The organism is Arthrobacter sp. Y-9, assembly GCF_029690065.1.
GTDB lineage: Bacteria > Actinomycetota > Actinomycetes > Actinomycetales > Micrococcaceae > Arthrobacter_E.
Window position 1 is genome coordinate 2,655,089 of record NZ_CP121463.1, and the last position, 15,361, is coordinate 2,670,449.

At 68.8% G+C, this 15,361-nt stretch carries 12 protein-coding genes and 1 tRNA gene; 6 read left to right on the forward strand and 7 right to left on the reverse strand.

The genetic code is table 11. From position 1 onward, the window contains the following. The first annotated feature begins 92 nt into the window (after positions 1-92). Genes P9849_RS11965 through P9849_RS11975 form a run of 3 tightly spaced genes read left to right on the forward strand, consistent with a single transcriptional unit; the run spans position 93 to position 4,229 of the window. Positions 93-608, forward strand: coding sequence for an Lrp/AsnC family transcriptional regulator (locus P9849_RS11965; RefSeq protein ID WP_278267005.1), 516 nt, complete (start codon positions 93-95; stop codon positions 606-608). Positions 609-615: 7 nt separating this feature from the next. Beyond that, positions 616-1,611, forward strand: coding sequence for a magnesium/cobalt transporter CorA (gene corA, locus P9849_RS11970; protein WP_208186481.1), 996 nt, complete (start codon positions 616-618; stop codon positions 1,609-1,611). A gap of 8 nt (positions 1,612-1,619) precedes the next feature. Beyond that, positions 1,620-4,229 (forward strand): hypothetical protein, encoded by a 2,610-nt coding sequence (locus P9849_RS11975; RefSeq protein ID WP_278267006.1) that lies wholly within the window; start codon positions 1,620-1,622, stop codon positions 4,227-4,229. An 82-nt stretch (positions 4,230-4,311) separates the two neighbouring features. Here P9849_RS11975 and P9849_RS11980 read toward each other — a convergent pair. From P9849_RS11980 to galU, 4 genes are all read right to left on the reverse strand, one after another. Further along, positions 4,312-4,384: transfer RNA gene (locus P9849_RS11980), tRNA-Ala, on the reverse strand. 70 nt (positions 4,385-4,454) lie between these two features. Next, the gene (locus tag P9849_RS11985) at positions 4,455-5,351 is read right to left on the reverse strand and encodes a hypothetical protein (protein WP_278267007.1); all 897 of its coding nucleotides are present in this window, start codon (positions 5,349-5,351) and stop codon (positions 4,455-4,457) included. Positions 5,352-5,452: 101 nt separating this feature from the next. Continuing rightward, positions 5,453-6,067: a GNAT family protein gene (locus P9849_RS11990; RefSeq protein WP_278267008.1), complete on the reverse strand. Its 615-nt coding sequence runs from the start codon at positions 6,065-6,067 to the stop codon at positions 5,453-5,455. 11 nt (positions 6,068-6,078) lie between these two features. Next, on the reverse strand, positions 6,079-6,975 hold the full coding sequence (gene galU / locus P9849_RS11995; RefSeq protein WP_278267009.1) for a UTP--glucose-1-phosphate uridylyltransferase GalU: 897 nt from the start codon (positions 6,973-6,975) through the stop codon (positions 6,079-6,081). 73 nt (positions 6,976-7,048) lie between these two features. Here galU and P9849_RS12000 point away from each other — a divergent pair, with 73 nt between their 5' ends. The 3 genes from P9849_RS12000 (at position 7,049) to cpaB (ending at position 8,872) form a co-directional block, all read left to right on the forward strand. Next, on the forward strand, positions 7,049-7,687 hold the full coding sequence (locus P9849_RS12000; RefSeq protein ID WP_278267010.1) for a 5-formyltetrahydrofolate cyclo-ligase: 639 nt from the start codon (positions 7,049-7,051) through the stop codon (positions 7,685-7,687). Positions 7,688-7,787: 100 nt separating this feature from the next. Further along, entirely contained in the window at positions 7,788-8,063 is a 276-nt protein-coding gene (locus P9849_RS12005; protein WP_278267011.1) for an FmdB family zinc ribbon protein, read from the forward strand. A 122-nt stretch (positions 8,064-8,185) separates the two neighbouring features. Beyond that, on the forward strand, positions 8,186-8,872 hold the full coding sequence (gene cpaB / locus P9849_RS12010) for a Flp pilus assembly protein CpaB (protein ID WP_278267012.1): 687 nt from the start codon (positions 8,186-8,188) through the stop codon (positions 8,870-8,872). Between the two features lie 182 nt (positions 8,873-9,054). On the opposite strand, the gene P9849_RS12015 is transcribed toward cpaB, so the two are convergent. The 3 genes from P9849_RS12015 to guaA all read right to left on the reverse strand — a co-directional run bounded on the left by P9849_RS12015 (position 9,055) and on the right by guaA (position 15,227). Then, complete coding sequence (locus tag P9849_RS12015; protein WP_278267013.1) at positions 9,055-9,540, reverse strand: hypothetical protein; 486 nt, start codon at positions 9,538-9,540, stop codon at positions 9,055-9,057. Positions 9,541-9,665: 125 nt separating this feature from the next. Further along, positions 9,666-13,502, reverse strand: a complete 3,837-nt coding sequence (locus P9849_RS12020; RefSeq protein ID WP_278267014.1) for a DUF4011 domain-containing protein — start codon at positions 13,500-13,502, stop codon at positions 9,666-9,668. A 138-nt stretch (positions 13,503-13,640) separates the two neighbouring features. Further along, the gene (gene guaA / locus P9849_RS12025) at positions 13,641-15,227 is read right to left on the reverse strand and encodes a glutamine-hydrolyzing GMP synthase (protein ID WP_278267015.1); all 1,587 of its coding nucleotides are present in this window, start codon (positions 15,225-15,227) and stop codon (positions 13,641-13,643) included. Positions 15,228-15,361: the final 134 nt, after the last annotated feature.

Genomic DNA, 15,361 nt, shown 5'->3' on the forward strand with positions numbered 1-15,361 from the left:
ATGAGGCATTCCCGTACTATCGATCAGTGTGCGCAGAGATAATTGCGCAAAACATTCAACAGATTCGCCGTCTATTGAGCTGGAGTGCGCAATTGAACAATCTCGATGCCACCGATCTGAAGATCCTCCTGGAACTTGTCCGGGAACCGCGGATCCAGGTCAGCGAACTCAGTGAAGTCCTGGGCATCGCCCGCAACACCGCGCAGGCGCGGCTGCGCCGCCTGCAGCGCTCCGGCGTCCTGACCGGAGGCGGCCGGGAGATCGACCTCGAAGCGGTGGGGTACGACGTCGTCGCGTTCGTCACGATCGAGGTGACCCACCGCGAACTGGACTCCGTCATCGCCGCCCTCAGGCTCATCCCGCAAGTGCTGGAGGTCCACGAGATCTCGGGCCGGGGCGATCTCTGGGTCCGTCTCACCGCCACGGACACCCACCAGCTCCAATCCGTGCTCCGTCAGGTGGTCCGCATCAAGGGCGTGATCAGGACCGAGACCGTGCTGGCCCTCCACACCCACATCGCCTACCGCACCGAACCGCTGCTCAGCCGGGCCCTGGATGTGCAGGAGAACGCCCGCGCAGCGCGCGCCCAGGCCGCCGCTCATCCATAATGAAGCCGTGACGATCATCGACAATGCCGTCTACGTGGACGGCCGCCGGATTCTCGAACCGCAGTCCGTGCTGCAGACCAGCGAATGCATGGAGGAGACCGGCGGGATGGCCTGGCTCGGCCTGTACCGCCCGAGCCAGGAGGACATGAAGGACATCGCGGTGGAGTTCGGGCTCCACCCCCTGGCCGTCGAGGACGCCGTCACCGCGCACCAGCGCCCCAAACTGGAACGGTACGACTCCACCCTCTTCACCGTGCTCCGCCCGGCCCGCTACATCGACTCCACCGAGACCGTGGAGTTCGGGGAGCTCCACATTTTCACCGGCCCGGACTTCGTGGTGACCATCCGTCACGCCGAGACCCAGGGCGTCGCAGCGGTGCGGAAGCGGCTGGAGGACAATCCCGAGCTGCTCAGCATGGGTCCCGAGGCCGTGCTGTACGCGCTGCTGGACAAGGTGGTGGACGACTACTCCCCCGTGGTGGCCGGCTTGGAGAACGACATCGACGAGATCGAGGACCAGCTGTTCGCCGGAGACTCCACCGTGTCCCGGCGCATCTACGAACTCACCCGAGAGGTGATCCAGTTCCAGCGAGCCATCCAGCCGCTCCCGGACATGATGGAGGTCCTGGAACGGGGCTTCACCAAGTACCAGGTCAACGTCGAACTGCAGCGCAATCTCCGGGACGTCCGCGACCACGTGGCCTCCGTGATCGCCCGTGTGAACTCCTTCCGTGAAATCCTCCAGAACGCCCTCACGCTGGACGGCACCCTGACGGCGAACCGGATGAACGAGGTGACCCTCGCCCAGAACGAGCAGGTCAAGAAGATCTCCGGCTGGGCCGCGATCTTCTTCGCCCCGTCCATCGTCGCCGGGATCTACGGCATGAACTTCCGCGAGATGCCGGAACTCGAGTGGCCCTTCGGCTATCCGCTCGCCGTGTGCATGATGGTCGCCCTCGCGGCGCTGCTGTATCTGATCTTCAAGAAGAAGGGCTGGATGTAGGGAGCATCATGAGCATCGACGCCGAATTCCTCGCCTTCGTCCGTGTCCTGTCCGATGGCGGTGACGACGAACAGGCCGTCGAGCTGCTCAGCGCAGCCCTCGCGGATGCCCCGCCGGCCCGGACCGAACCGGAGGCGGTCGCCCTGGCCGAGGCCGTGGGCCTCCTGCTCCGGCTCGGGACCACCCCCGAGACGTATCCCCTGGCCGCCGAACACCTCCGGCGGCTCGGCGAGCTGACCGCCGGCGTGCCCACCCCCGCGGTCAGGGAAGCCTGCGCCCTCGCGGAGCTGGAGGCCATCGAGTGGATCCACGGCGCGGATCCCGACGCGATCGTGCTGGTGGACGTCCTGCGCGCCGCGGAAACCTATGCCGACCGCTACGGCGACCCCGACGAAGCCCTGGTCATCCGGCGCGCCCGATCCGAAGCCCTGCTGACCGCCGGCCTGCTCGCACGGCACCTCGGCCGCCCGTCGAATGATGTGGCACGGGCCTTCGAACACCTGGCCCTCTCGCTGACCGGCGAGGACGACCCCCGCCTCCGGACGGTCCGCCTCCAAGCACTGTACGAGGCATCGAAGACACGCCTGGGGCTCGACGACGGCCGCGCCGAGAGCCTCGAGCTGCTCCGGCGGGTGATCGAGGAGGCGAAGGATCTCCCCGATGCGCGGCCTCTCCTGCACCGCTCCGCACTGCTCCTTCTGGACGCCGAGGACGGTGACGCCACGCAGTCCATCCGGTCCCTGGCCGACGCCGTGCTCGCCCTGCCCCTGACCGAGGAAACGCGGCGCGGATTCGCACTGCACCGCGCCTTCCTGGACGAGGTGCTGCTCCGTGTCCCCGAGGAGGAACGGGAAGCCGAGGCTGAAGCCCGTCACCGGGCTCTCATCGACCGCTTCGGCGGGCATCCGGACGACGAACTCCGGGACGGCCTGCTGTGGGCCCTCCTGCTCCGTTACGGCCGGCAGGGCGAGGAGTCCTCCCGGACGGCCACGGCCCTCCGAGTTCTGGCTCACGCGGACGCCGTGTTCGCCGGAGACCGCAGCCCGGTGACCGTCGCCGCCCGGCTGCGGCTGGCGGCCCGAGTGGCGGAAGCGACCGCCGCGCTCGGGGACCCGGTGCGCGCCGTCGCGCTGTCGGAAGACCTGGCACGGCGCTTCCCGGACGCCGAAGGGGATCCCCAACTGCGGGTGCCGTTCGCGCTCGCCGAGCTGGAACGGGCCCTGCGTCTGGACGATGTCGGCAGGCGCGAGGAAGCGCGGGCACTGCTGGCGTCGATCCCGGTCCGTTTCGCCGTAGAGGACGGTCTGCCGGACGCCTCGGGCGTCATCGCTCAGGCCCTGTACTGGCACGGACGTCTGCTCCGCGAAGCAGGGCGACTGACCGAATCCCGGGCCGTCATCGAAGAGCTTCTGGGGCGGTTCGCCACAGCGGAAGACCCCCGGCAGAGGGCCCAGGCCGCGAACTCCCTCTTCTCCCTCTGGCAGTCCCCGGACGTGTCGCCGGAGGACCAGGAGGCCGCGCGGGCCCGCTTCGGCGTCCTGTTCGGGCAGGACGAGGATCCTCACATCCGCGGACTCGACGCCCGTCGGCTCCTCCGCCAGGCCACGGACGAAGCGGAGCGCGGCCGGAAGGACACCGCCGTCGCGCTTCTGAACTCGCTCGTCGCCCGGCACGGCGAGAGCAGCGAAGCCGACATCCGGGACACTGTGCGCCTCGCCCGGGAGAATCTGGGCATCCTCAGCGTGCCGGCCGTGGCGCAGTCGGACAGCGCTTCCGGCGCTCGCTACCGCGATCTGCGGGCACGCCTCGACGAAGCGGACCGGGCGGTCAAGGCCGGCCACCTCGCGCACGCCGAGACAGTGCTGCGCTCCATCACCGACGACGGCGGCGCCCGCCCCACGGACCAGGCGACCGTCCTGCTCGTGCTGGCCGCGCTCGACGCCCTGGGTGGGCTCCTCGAGGATGCGGGGCGCTGGGAGGAGCTCTCCCTCGTGGCGGGTCGCGCCGCGCCACCACGCCCGGACCTCGACACGCGCGCCGCCCGCATCAACGCGCGGGCGCATCTCCGCCTCGCCCGGGCGCAGGCCCAGCTCGGCGATCCGTCCTCGGCCCTGAACGTCTACGACGCCCTCGACCGCTTCGCCGACGGCTCACAGGACGGGGACATCGTCAGCGCGCGCGAGACGGCGCTCTACAACCGCGCGGTGCTCCTCGACGACCTGGGAGACGTCCACGCCGCGCTGGTGGCCTACGACCGCCTTCTCTGGGTTCAGCAGGCGTCGGCGTCGTCCCCCGAACGCCGGCTCCGCGCGGTGAAAGCCCTTCGCAACAAGAGCCTGCTGCTGGACCGGCTCGCCCTGTTCGCGGACTCCGCCGCGGCACACCGACAGGTCCTGGACATCGCGGGAGCCGCCCCGGAGCCCGCCGTCCTGCAGCGTGCACGATCCTCCGCCTTCGCGCTGGCCACCTGCTTCGCGCAGCTCGGCGACCACCGCTCCGCCGCCGACACCTACGCCTGGATCCGCACGGCGCATCACTTCGGCTTCAGCCCGGACGAACTCCGCGAGGCGGCCAACCTCCTCAAGCTCGCGCAGAAGGCCGCCAAACGGCAACGGTGACGTCGCGGCGGCGCACGGAGCCCCCACTGCCCTGGAAACACCGAAGGCCCCTCCTGATCAGGAGGGGCCTTCGGTGAAACTGTGGAGCTAAGGAGATTCGAACTCCTGACCTCTTCGATGCGAACGAAGCGCTCTACCAACTGAGCTATAGCCCCGGACCCGCTCTCGCGGGAACCAACTGGATCAGACTACAAAGAAACAGCCGCAAGTTCAAAAACGCGGGGCTCAGGCCCTCCGGCGCTGCAGGATCGCGTCCAGATTCCGGAGTGCCGACTGGCCCTGTCCCACCACGGCGACGTTCGCCGCACCGGCCTGGACGGCCTGCGCCAGGTCCGGCTTCAGCGCGTCCTTGATGATCGGCTTGCCCTCGGGCTTGGGGGCCTCGGGCAGGTCGAGCGGCTCCGGAGCGGGACGTTCCGCGCGCGGCGCGTCGACGTACAGGGGCTTCGGGACATCGACCGGTTCCCAGGTCTCGCCGGACCCGGCCTCGGAGTCGCCGATCTCCCGCGCGACGGCGAGGGCCGCGAGACGCAGCTCAGCCGCTGTGAGCGGCGGTTCCTCCGTCTCCTTCACCGGCTCCGCGAGCGAACCGTCGAAAGGCTCACTGGGAGACGACAGCGGACGTTCCACCGCGACGTCGCGCACCGGAGAGGCGGGGGACGCCATGGCGTCCTGGAAGGCGCGCTCCACTCGGCGCAGACGGTCACGCTTGGCGAGCTGGCGCAGGACCGCGACGCACGCCGCAGTCACGAACAAGCACAGCAGAGGGGCGCTCGGCGCGACGACCGAGAACAGCGTGAGCACGGCCGTCACCGGAACGGCGACCAGGGAGACGGCGCCGAGCAGCGCGAGCGATGCCCTTCCCGTCTTGATCCTGGGACGGCGGACAGGGTTGACTGAGAGATCTTGCTGGCCTGGATTCTCCATGGGCACGGTCTCTTCCTCCTCGCTGCCGTCCTGCATTGTCACCGCGGGCCCGATCCTTGCCACCGGCAAGGAAGCGGGACGCTCCTCCCTCTCCACTTCCACGGTCCGAACCCGGACGCGGCGCTTCAGCAGGGATGGAGCGATCCCCAGGAGCCAGAACGCGACAGCAGCCACCAGGACCACTGAGCTGCTCATGGGGAAATCCACAGTCTTCACGTTAGGGGGTGGTCACCACCCGCCTGACCATTTGACCTAGTGTGTCGCCCAACTCGCCAGGAAATGACGGCGACCCGGTCTCATCTGCCGGCGAGCCAGCGGTTCAGCACGCCGCCGGGGACCTCATCAGCTGTCAAAGCGAAGCTGAGATGATCCGCCCATTCGCCGTTGATGTGGAGAAACGCCGGGCGCAGCCCTTCCGGCCGGAAGCCGAGCTTCTCCACCACCCTCAGACTCGGGGTGTTCTCCGGCCGGATGTTGATCTCCATCCGGTGCAGGCCGAGCTCCTCGAAACAGAAGTCCGTCGCGAGGGCCACCGCGGTCGGCACGATGCCCCGGCCGGCACGGTCCTGATCCACCCAATAACCGGTGCTCGCCATCATGGCCGACCCCCACATGATGTTGGAGACGGTCAGCTGGCCGACGATCGCCGGCGCCGTCAGGCCCGGCCGGCGCTCGGTGATGACGAAGGGCAGCGCACTGCCCTGACGCGCCTGCGTCCTGAGCGAGCTGACCATCTCCCGGTAGGTGGGCAGGCGACCGCCCGGATTCGGGTTGCTCGCCTCCCAGGGCTGCAGCCAGTCCCTGTTGCGCTGACGGACCGTCGTCCACTCGACACGGTCCTTCTGCCGGATGGGCCTCAGGACGATGTCACCGTGTTCCAGGGTGACGGGCCAGTACGGAACCTGACGCACCGGCGGCTGCGTCAGAGAGCGGAGGTGAACTCGCCGAGCCAGGTGCGGAGGTCAGGACCGAGGTCCTCACTTTCCGAAGCCAGCTGGATGACGGCCTTGAGGTAGCTCAGCTTGTCCCCGGTGTCATAGCGGCGGCCACGGAAGACCACGCCGTAGACGCCGTACCCTTCGCCGTCGCCTGCGGCGAGCGTCTGCAGGGCATCGGTCAGCTGGATCTCGCCGCCACGGCCGGGCTCGGTGTGAGCCAGGACGTCGAACACGGCGGGGTGCAGGACGTAACGGCCGATCACGGCGAGGTTGGACGGGGCCTCCTCGACGGACGGCTTCTCGACCAGCTGGCTGACGCGGACGAAGTCCTCGCCCTCCACCGGGGAGATGTCGGCGCAGCCGTACGCACTGATCTGGTCCGGCTCCACCTCGATGAGAGCGATCACGGATCCGCCGGTCTTCTGCTGCACCTTCATCATGGTGGACAGCAGTTCATCGCGGGGGTCGATCAGGTCGTCGCCGAGGAGCACGGCGAAAGGCTCCTGGCCCACGTGCTGCTGGGCACGCAGCACCGCGTGGCCCAGGCCGAGGGGGTCGCCCTGCCGGAGATAGTGGATGTCCGCGAGATTCGTGGACTCCTGGATGGCGGAGAGCTTGCGGGCATCACCCTTGGCCTCCAGCGTCGCCTCCAGGGACGGGACGCGGTCGAAGTGGTCCTCCAGGGCCCTCTTGCTGCGGCCCGTGATCATCAGAATGTCATCCAGGCCGACGCTGGATGCTTCTTCCACCACATATTGAATGGCCGGCTTATCCACCACCGGCAGCATTTCCTTGGGCATGGCCTTTGTGGCCGGCAGGAATCGGGTTCCCAGGCCTGCGGCCGGGATGACGGCTTTACGGATCTGCTTCTGTTCGGTCACAGGACTAATCTAGCCGATACAGTCACCAGTCCATCCTCCCGGGTTTTCCTGCGACAGAATGACGGTTTTATCCATGCCAGCAGCAAAAGCGGAATTCCGATCCGCGCAGCGCAGCCGACGCCGCGCGGACGCCGCTCTCCGCACCGACGACGACGCCGCACGCCTGAGTGCGTCCTTCGCCGAGCAGGCCTCGGCCTGGCTTTCCACGGTCCTGCCGACGGACCCTTCGTCCGCCCCCAGCGTGGCGTGCTACCTGAACGCCGCCGTCGAACCACCCACCGCCGCGCTGCTCCAGGCCCTCCACGACCAGGGGGGCACGGTCCTGGTCCCGGTCTGCCTTCCCGGGCACCTGATGGAGTGGGTCTTTTGGCATCCCGGCATCGAGGTCCGCCGCAGTGACCTCGCCCCGGTCGACGAACCCGTGGGTCCAGGGCTCGGCTTCCAGGACCTCTTCGGTGCGGACGGCCCCGGGCTGGATGCGATGCTCCTGCCCGCGACCGCCGTGGATGCGGCGGGCAACCGGCTGGGGCAGGGCGGCGGCTACTACGATCGTTTCCTCGCGACGCTGGCGGACACCGGGCACGACGTCCCCCTGGCGGCCCTGGTCTTCGAGCCGGAGTTCGTCCCGCAGGGATCCTTCGCCGTCGGCGCGCTCGACCGGCCCGTGGACGCCGTCGTGACGGAGCGGCAGTGGCGGGCCTTCGGGAAGTGATTCCACGGTCCGCGCGTTGACCTCTTTGATAGAATTGGCACTCGGAACCTGACAGTGCTAATCCGTATCCGTTCAGGACCGAGAGAACTGAGGAGAATCCGTGCCGACTTATGCGTATGCCTGCAAGGACTGCGGCCACGATTTCGAGATCGTCCAGTCATTCAGTGACAACTCCCTGACCACGTGCCCCGAGTGCGGCGGAACTCTGCGCAAGAAATTCAACAGCGTGGGCGTGGTCTTCAAGGGTTCCGGGTTCTACCGGACCGATTCCCGCGGTTCGTCCTCGCAGAGCACGGTCCCGGCCGCCTCCTCGGCGTCCTCCACGGCCTCCGGCTCCTCCGCCCCTGCGGCGGCCCCCGCCAGCAGCAGCAACTGACCGGGGCTCCCGGGCGCTTGCGACAGGGGAGTCACTCCCCCACCATGACCCGGGAGCACCCCGTTGTCCACATAGACGATTTCCCCACCGTCGGGAGCACGTCCGCTCCCTAGCCTCGGTGTATGAGGAATCCATCGTCCGGCCCACGCCGCATCCCCGCCCCGCGCCGAGTCCGTTCCTGGGCCATCCGGCACCGCCGTTTTCTCGCGGCCGCCAGCCTCGCCGCCGCGGCAAGTCTCGCGGTGTACCAGCTCACTCCCGAACCGGCCGAACGCACCGCCGTGGTGGCCGCCTCCGCCGACCTTCCGGCCGGGGCCACGCTGGAACGAACCCAGCTCACCACGGTGCAACTGCCACCCTCCGCGGTTCCCGCGGGCAGCTACCGGGACCTCACGGCCCTGCTGGGTCGGCGACTGGCCACACCCCTCCGCCGGGGCCAGGCACTCAATGACACCTCACTCACCGGGCCCGGACTCCTCGCAGGAACTCCGCCCGGCACCACGGCCGTGCCACTCCGGATGGCCGATCCGTCGTCCCTGCGCATTCTGAGTCCGGGACAACTCATCGACGTGGTCTTCAGTCCCGAGCCCGGCCCGGAAGCGGCCCGGGACCCCGAGGACCAGGAGCCGCGGCTTCTGGCGCGCCGGGTCGCCGTTCTCTGGATCGGGCAAGGAGAGAAGGGTTCCGGCTCGTGGCTCGGAGCCGAGGAATCGCCGGGCTTGGTTGTGGTCGGAGCGACGCCGTCACAGTCGAGGGCGCTTGCCGGAGTGCAGCGTCAGGGCCGCTTGTCATTCGTGCTGGTCCGATGAGTCCGCTGACCATGGGACAGCGCCGGGCGGACTGCTGGGATCACATCCTCGCGTGGGGTGCTGGAGGCACGGCCCGGTCTGCCTGCGGCACGCGCACGGTCGGTCCTCGCCGAGCACTGGCGCCGGGCGGACCGTTCGGTCACATCGTTCCGGACGACGACGGCGCCGGCGCGCTGCGACCGTCAGTCCCAGTGGGGAGGCCGCTGTTCCTTCAGCCAGTCGTCCCGTTCGGGATTGCCCGTCGACCCGCCCCAGGCGGCGTCCAGGTCTTCGGCGGCCTTGTCGGGCAGGATCCCTTCCGGGATGCCCTTCCGCCGAGAGGCGCTCGGAGTGGAGGTGCGCGGAGTGGAGGCCCCCGGAACGGAGGTGCCCGGTGACGCCGCGGCAGTCCGCCGAGCGGCTCCCTCGGAACCCGGCGTCGTGTCTTCGGCGGCCGCGCTTCCGGTGGCGGGGCCTTCGGAGGCCGGACGTCCGGGGGCCGGCGACGAAGGCTGCGCACGCGGCGCCTTCGCCGACGGCATCACGATCGACTGGCCGACGGCCACGTCCAGTCGGGTCACCTGCACCGTGGCGCGGCGGGATCCTCGCCGTTTCCGCCCCGTGCCTGACTCACCGGCCGGAGCGGACAGGGCGGACGTGGAACCACTCGCGGCAACACCGGCGTCCACGCTATTCCTTCCTGCGCCTTCGCTTCCTGCGGTCCCTGATGATGACGTGGAGTTCGACGTGGACTCTGCCGAGGTGGCATCCGGAGAGCCGTCCTGAGCTCCCCCGGGATCACCGGGAGCACCGCTCACAGCACTCCGTCGTCGCCCAGGGGCACCTGCGTCATGAAGCCGGTGGCGGTGTTCTCAGTCCCTGCCGGTTCCTCGCCTTCCAGGTGGAGATAGGAGGCGATGCGGTCGGCGCAGAACGAAGGATCCGTGAAGACCTCGATCGTCCAGAGGGAGACATGACGCCAGCCCATCCGTTCGAGCAGCTCGGGACGCAGCCGGCTCCGTTCACGGATGGACCGCTTCTGGTAGGCGGCGGTGCCGTCGGACTCGATCGCCACCGGCGTGGGGATCTCGGAGTCGTCCTTGCCCATGGTGTGCAGGGGGTCGGCCGCGGCCACCACATCGATGGCGCCGTCGTACTGGTGCCACACCCGGGCGCCACGCACCCGGAGGCGCTCGGCGAGATCGACCACCAGGGCGTCCTCCCCCAGGCTCGGATCGCTCGATGCGGCGCGGGAAGCGTGACTGCCCAGGGAGTAGTTGCCCCCGAGTTCACGGTCCAGCAGATCGTAGAAGTCCGCGGCGCCGTGGCTCAGGCGGCTGCGGTCCAGGTCCTCCGGCTTGAAGCAGGTGAGGACATGAAGATGCTGACGCGCCCGGGACATGGCAAGAGCGAACTTGGCACGGCCACCGCGGGCCGAAAGAGGCCCGAAGCTGTGCAGCGCCCGGCCATGGGGCGTCCGTCCGAAACCGAGCGAGAAGATGATGTGATCCCGCACCAGGCCACGGGAGCGTTCCAGGTCCACCACACGGAAGGATTCCGGCCCGGTCCCATGGAAGAAGTCCGCCAGCAACGGGTGGTTCGGCAGCTGAAGCCTGATGGCCTCGCCGATCCGCGCGGCATGGTTCAGGGTGCTCGTCACGACCGCGAGAGAGCGCCGCGGACGGGTCCTCGCGTGTTCGAAGACGAGCTCCACCACACGGTTGACCTCGGCCATGACCGACTCCACGGCTTCCTTGCCCTGCACCGGCAGGCCCGTGCCGTCCGGCAGGTATTCGACCACGATCGACCGGTCGAGACCGGTGACCGCGTTCCCGTCGGGCAGACGGTTCAGGCGTTCACCGTAGAACGAACGGCTCAGCTGGAGGCTCAGATCCTCATCCACCGAGCGGTAGGCATTGCGCAGTTCCACACTGGGCAGCACCTCGCTCAGGGCGTCGAGAGTGCTCGTGACGGTCTGAGTGACATCGGCCCGGTCATCCGGTCGCTCGACGGCCACCGAGAAAGCCCGGGGCGATCCGATGCTCGCATCGCCGAAGGCCACCACCTGGGTGCCTCGGGCCACGGCGGGCAGAGCGCTGCGCAGCGAGGTGGATTCGGCGTCGATGACCACGACTGCGTCGAAGTGGACCCCGGCCGGCAGCGCGCGGGACAGCGAATGCGGGCTGACCGTCCAGATCGGGACGAGGCTGGACAGCAGCTGGGGAGCCTGTGCCCAGAGGGCTGCCATGCTGACCCGGCCGTCCTTGAGCAGACTCCGCAGCAGCTCGGCCTGGCGGGTCTCCCGCTGCACGAGGTCCCGCCAGCGCTCCGCCAGAGACCACCGGAGGCGTCCGGCGCCACTCGCGATGTGCGCGCTGTCGGCGAGGCGGAACTCCCCTTCGATGGTGCGGAGGCTGTCGCCGTCGGACATCGCGAGATAGTCGTCGCCACTGATCATCGCTTCGAGCACGGACTGCCACCACGCGAGGTCCAGTTCGGCGCTGACCGCCTCGGCCGGGACTTCGCGGGCCGCCAGGTCATCCAGCAGCTCGTCCAGTCCCTGGCCCCGCAGGCTGTCCAGGATGAGAGTGCGCTCGGGAAGGGTTTCCAGCGCTTCGGTGTCACCGCTCAACGAGGCCAGGCGGGTCTCCAGAGCCGCCAGCGGCATCTCCTGAAGATCGGTCCCGCCACGGGTTCCCTTGAGCGCCTGGCTCAGGGTCAGCAGGTCCTTCTTGACCTCCGTGTAGCGGGTGTCAAGATCGGCGAGGCCGGACGGCACCACGGGGTGCCGCTGGGACGCCGCGTACTTGGACCACTGCTCGCGCTGCACCTGCACCTCTTTGAGGCTTTCGTGCAGGTCCAGGATGTGCACGCCCGGGCGGACGAACTCCTTGGCGTACTTGCGCAGCTTGGCGCGGCCCAGGCTCGTCATCTCGATGCCCCGCTCGCGGCGCCAGGCGCTGGGGGCCGTGGCCGCGATGAAGTCATGGACGTCGCGGTCGAAGATCTCCACGGAGAAGCGGCTGAGGCTGTCACGCATGCCGAGGAACAGCCCGAGCTGCTCGCCCCACTCGTGGAAGTTCGCGCCGAGGTGGAGCTGCGCCTGCTCGGCGAACTCCTCCATGCGGCGGCGCAGCTCCGGCACCGAGGTGCTCAGGCGGGCCGCCGTCTCGTGGGCCTCCTGGGCTTCTTTGCGGGTCAGGAGGCGTGCGCCATGCCATTCACTCGTCACGGTGGAACGGGTGAAACTGCCCAGCTCGGCAGCACGGATCAGCTGCGTCGCGGTGACTTCACGGTCCTTGATGCTGTCCAGGACGCTGCGCTTAAGGCGCACGGTCGTGCCCGGCGTCGTGTCGGTGGCCACGGCGCGAGCCAGCGCCTGCATCGCCTGATAGGGCGAGCAGCCCCACCTGGACCGCACGTTGTGCAGCGAGGCGACGTGCTCGGCCAAGGAGTGCCGGCGGCTCCGCAGGGTGTTGTGCAGCTGATCGAGCTGCGGTTCCTCGGCCTTCTCATTGCGCACGATCGCCTGGATCAGCTGTGCCTTGAGCTGCGCCGGATTGGCGCTCGTGCTCAGCGGCAGCACCAGGCTTTCCAGACCGAGGGCTGCAAGGCGCTGATTGAGCTCGGCCAGCGAGGTGCGGCGTTCGCCCACCACCAGGACGGACTTGCCGGCCATCACGAGCTCACCGAGGGCGTTCACCACCGTCTGCGTCTGACCGGTGCCGGGAGGCGCGGAGATCACCACGGAGTCGCCGGCGCGGACGACGTCGAGAGCGAGCTGCTGGGACGCGTCGGCGTCGAGCAGCAGGAATTCGTCCGCGGGATCTCGCTCATCCAGCGGCACGAACTCGTCGGCCGTGATCGGCACCCGCGGTTCCACCGTGCTCGGGTCCGCCAGCGCGCTGATCAGCTCATGACGGTCGCTGATCCACGGATCGTCCAGATCCTGCGGGAGGTCCGCGAACGTGGAGACCAGCAGTTCAGGCAGGATCTCGGCTCCATGGATCGGCGCGATGACCGTCTCCATCCGCTCCAGCACGGGCTGCGGATCGAAGCGGGCGGTGCTGTAGGCGAGACGCGCCAGAGCGTTGACGTCGAAGATGATGCCGTGCACCGTCTTCAGGTGCCGGACCAGGGCCGGATTGATCCGCGCCTGCTCCAGGACCTGAAGTTCGTAGTCGTCGCCGCTGGGACGCAGGCTCAGGCTGATGGCGGCCAGCAGGACCGGCGCCGTGACGCGCTGCGGCTTGCCGCCGACGGCCGACGTCCACACGGCCGTTCCGGCCGAGAGGTAGCCGACGTCGATGCCCCGCTCATTGCCCATCTCATAGACCTTGGCGCGGATGCTCCGGGCGGCCCTGGCCGCGCGGGTGTACTCCTGCGGCTCGCGGATCAGCGTGGACAGGCGGGTCTTACGGCCCGCCATCAGCTGGGCGAGGCCGGACGGGTGGGCGTGCGCCAGGTCGATGGTGCCGTCCGCCGTGCGTGAGAAGCGCAGCAGGGTGTCCGGGCCTGACACCGGCGCGAACGCGGCGAGCCAGCGGCTCAGCTCCTCGGAGCGTTCGTCGTGTTGTGGGTTCTCCGGCACGGGTTCCTTCTTCTCTGCACTGGCTGCACTGGCGCGTGAGGCTTTAGACCAGATAGGCATACCTTCGAGGGTATCCGCCTCGGAGCGCCACCGGGGCTTGCAACGCCCACGACTTGCCAAAGTCCAGCGGAATTCCGGGGAAAAAGCCGTGACCGGCCCGCAGAAGCGGACCGGTCACGGATCAACTGCCGGGTGGGATCACTCCCACTCGATGGTTCCCGGCGGCTTGCTGGTCACGTCCAGCACCACGCGGTTCACGCCATCCACCTCGTTGGTGATGCGGTTGGAGATGCGGGCGAGCAGGTCGTACGGCAGGCGCGACCAGTCGGCCGTCATGGCGTCCTCGCTGGACACGGGACGCAGGACGATCGGGTGACCGTAGCTGCGGCCGTCGCCCTGAACACCCACGCTGCGCACATCGGCGAGCAGCACGACGGGCATCTGCCACACTTCATTGTCCAGGCCGGCGGCGGTCAGCTCGGCGCGGGCGATCGCGTCGGCCTTGCGCAGCAGATCCAGGCGCTCAGCGGTGATCTCACCGACGATGCGGATGCCCAGACCCGGGCCCGGGAACGGCTGTCGTCCCACGATCTCGGCCGGAAGACCCAGCTGGGCGCCGACGGCGCGGACCTCGTCCTTGAACAGCGTGCGCAGGGGCTCCACCAGTTCGAACTGGAGATCCTCCGGCAGGCCGCCCACGTTGTGGTGGCTCTTGATGTTGGCCGTGCCCTCGCCGCCGCCGGACTCGACGACGTCCGGGTACAGGGTGCCCTGGACCAGGAACTTGATGCTCTCGCCATCGGCAGCCGCCTCGGCGATGATCGCCCGCTCGGCCTCTTCGAACGCGCGGATGAACTCGCGGCCGATGATCTTGCGCTTGGTCTCGGGATCGCTGACCCCGGCCAGGGCGTTCAGGAAGCGCTCCTGCTCATTGGCGACATAGAGGTTCGCCCCGGTGGCGGCGACGAAGTCGCGCTCCACCTGCTCGGCCTCGCCTTCACGCAGCAGGCCGTGATTCACGAACACACAGGTCAGCTGGTCGCCCACGGCGCGCTGCACCAGGGCCGCAGCCACGGCGGAATCCACACCGCCGGACAGACCGCAGATCACGCGGGCGTCGCCCACCTGCTCGCGGATGCGCTCCACCTGGTCCTCGACGATATTGCCGGTGGTCCAGTTGGCGTCCAGGCCTGCGCCCTTGTAGAGGAAGTTCTCCAGGATCTTCTGGCCGCTCTCGGAGTGCTTGACCTCGGGGTGCCACTGCACGCCGTACAGGCACTTCTCCTCGTTGGCGAAAGCCGCCACCGGAGCGCCCGCCGTGGTGGCGAGGACCTCGAAGCCTTCGGGAGCGCGGTGCACCGAGTCGCCGTGACTCATCCACGAACGGTGGTCGGTCACGCCTTCCAGCAGCGAGTGGGGCTCACCGACGAGGGTGGTCTCCGTGGAGCCGTACTCGCGGAGGCCGGTCTGAGCGACCTCTCCGCCGAGGGCGCGGGCCATGGCCTGAAAGCCGTAGCAGATGCCGAGGACGGGGACGCCGGCCTCGAAAAGGTCCGCGCCGACGTTCGGGGCACCTTCGGCGTAAACGCTGGAGGGACCACCGGAAAGAATGATGGCGGCGGGGTTCTTGGCCAGAAGTTGTTCGGTGCTGAGCGTGTGCGGAACGATCTCCGAATACACGTTCGCCTCACGCACGCGGCGGGCGATCAGCTGCGCGTACTGTGCACCGTAGTCAACCACCAGCACGGGGCGCTGAGAAGTCTGAGCTGCGGGGGAATTGGTCACCCCTCAAGGATACGGTCCCGCGGCCCTCCCCCGCACACCGGACCGGCCCCGAGTAGTGCGGCTCACAACCGCGGCCGTCACAGCCGTGGCGCGCGGCCGCTGTCGCGCGCGGAGTCCAGACACACGACGACGCC

Coding starts and splice junctions, on each gene's coding strand:
- P9849_RS11985 (WP_278267007.1), bottom strand. CDS start 5,351: ATGAGCAGCTCAGTGGTCCTGGTGGCTGCTGTCGCGTTCTGGCTCCTG.
- P9849_RS11975 (WP_278267006.1), top strand. CDS start 1,620: ATGAGCATCGACGCCGAATTCCTCGCCTTCGTCCGTGTCCTGTCCGAT.
- P9849_RS12000 (WP_278267010.1), top strand. CDS start 7,049: ATGCCAGCAGCAAAAGCGGAATTCCGATCCGCGCAGCGCAGCCGACGC.
- cpaB (WP_278267012.1), top strand. CDS start 8,186: ATGAGGAATCCATCGTCCGGCCCACGCCGCATCCCCGCCCCGCGCCGA.
- P9849_RS12020 (WP_278267014.1), bottom strand. CDS start 13,502: ATGCCTATCTGGTCTAAAGCCTCACGCGCCAGTGCAGCCAGTGCAGAG.